General features: G+C 35.8%; 3 protein-coding genes. All 3 read right to left on the bottom strand.

The annotated features are described in order from the left end of the window. Positions 1 to 639, bottom strand: a 639-nt coding sequence (locus tag NSR03_RS14420; protein WP_285328838.1) for a tripartite tricarboxylate transporter permease, incomplete at its 3' end; no start/stop codon positions are given. Between the two features lie 14 nt (positions 640 to 653). Continuing rightward, on the bottom strand, positions 654 to 1,097 hold the full coding sequence (locus tag NSR03_RS14425; RefSeq protein ID WP_002511570.1) for a tripartite tricarboxylate transporter TctB family protein: 444 nt from the start codon (positions 1,095 to 1,097) through the stop codon (positions 654 to 656). Between the two features lie 12 nt (positions 1,098 to 1,109). Further along, on the bottom strand, positions 1,110 to 1,716 hold a 607-nt coding region (locus NSR03_RS14430), incomplete at its 5' end, for a tripartite tricarboxylate transporter substrate binding protein (protein ID WP_340719250.1).

The following is a 1,716-nucleotide window of genomic DNA, read 5'->3' on the forward strand; positions in this document are numbered from 1 at the left end:
ACCAATGATAACGACTAAGAAGTTGATACCTTCACTTAAATGAGGTAAATCAAATGTGAAACGATAAATACTTGTTTGTAAATCTACCCCTACTGTACTAATGATTAAACCAATACTTGTCGCAATGAACCCCTTGACCATCTTCCCTGACGATAAAGTTACAATAGCTGAAAGCGTAAATAAGAATAATAAAAAGTACTCTTGAGGACCAAATTTCAAAGCAAAGGCAGATAACGGCTTAGCTAAAATGATAAAACCAAACACCGCAGTAATACCTCCAATTAACGAAGCTATAGCTGAGATCGTTAGGGCTTTACCCGCCTCTCCATTTTTGGTCATTGGATAACCATCGAATGTAGCTGCAATGGCTGAGCCATCACCTGGTGTATTTAACAAAATCGAACTTCTCGAGCCACCATACATGGCACCATAATAAATCGAAACCATTAAAATCAATGCGCTTACGGGTTCCATACCAAATGTCACAGGTATGAGTACTGCAACCGCAGTCGCAGGTCCTAATCCAGGTAACATACCTACCACAGTACCTAGAAAACCACCGATAAGGACCCATAAAAGGTTCATCGGATGAAACGCTGTTGATAATCCTTCTAAAAAACTACCTGCATCAATCCCCATTTAAATCACCCTCCTTAAGGTAAACTGACATTCAATAATTGTGCAAATGTGTACCATGCAATGCCAGAAAAAATCACCGTAACTAAAATATTCTGTAACCATCTTTTATATCCGTTAATTAAGAACATAATGGCACCTAAGAATATAATTGTTGAAATTAAAAAGCCAAGACGTTCGAATATTAAAGCGTATATTACTGTTAAAACAATTGTTAAGACGATACGTATAAATGTTTTCCTCTCTAGTAATTGTGAAAAGGCTGTAAAATCTTCATGACGTTTTTTGAATTCTTGAAAGAAATAAATAATACTCATTATCAAAAGCAATAAACCAACTAACATTGGAAAATACATCGGACTATTAGGATCGCCAATGTTCGATTTAGGTATATTTATAGTTAATACTAAATAAATAAGACCAAATAATATTAATAATACTGGAAAGACAAGTCGTGACATTTATACTCCCCCTTATTTCAGACCTGAATCTTCGACTAGTTTTTTATATTTCTTACGTTGTTCTTTTAAAAATTTCTCACTTTCTTCGCTATCTTTATAATAATTCTCCCAGTCGTTGTTCTTTCTTATTTTTTGCCATCTATCTGATTTCACTACATCTTGCATTGTTTCATCCCAATAGGCAATTTGTTCTGGTGTCATATCTTTCGGCCCCATGACGCCACGCCAATGTGGAAAGACGACATCAACACCTTGTTCTTCCCAAGTAGGAACCTCTTCGATGCCTTCAACCGGTTTATCAGATGTTACTGCTAACATTTTTAATTTTCCAGTTTGGTGTTGTTCTTTTACTTCAGAGACAGCAGTAGAAGCAACATCTACATGTCCACCTAATAAAGCGGTTTGCAAATCTCCTCCGCTTTTATACACTAGGAAATCGATTTTATCTATATCAACGCCATATTCCTTCGCTGCTTGTACAAAAGCTAAGTGGTCATTGTTACCTAAACCTGGTGCAACACCTATGGTTAAGGATTCTGGATCTTTTTTTAGCTTTTCCATCACTTCTTTACCAGAACTTAAATTAGATTGATTAGATGCTGTTAAACTAATCCACTCT

Source organism: Staphylococcus sp. FSL W8-1207 (assembly GCF_038003745.1).
Classification (GTDB): domain Bacteria; phylum Bacillota; class Bacilli; order Staphylococcales; family Staphylococcaceae; genus Staphylococcus; species Staphylococcus equorum.

Excerpts from the sequence above, each read along its gene's own strand:
- NSR03_RS14425 (WP_002511570.1), bottom strand. The coding sequence starts at position 1,097 with ATGTCACGACTTGTCTTTCCAGTATTATTAATATTATTTGGTCTTATT.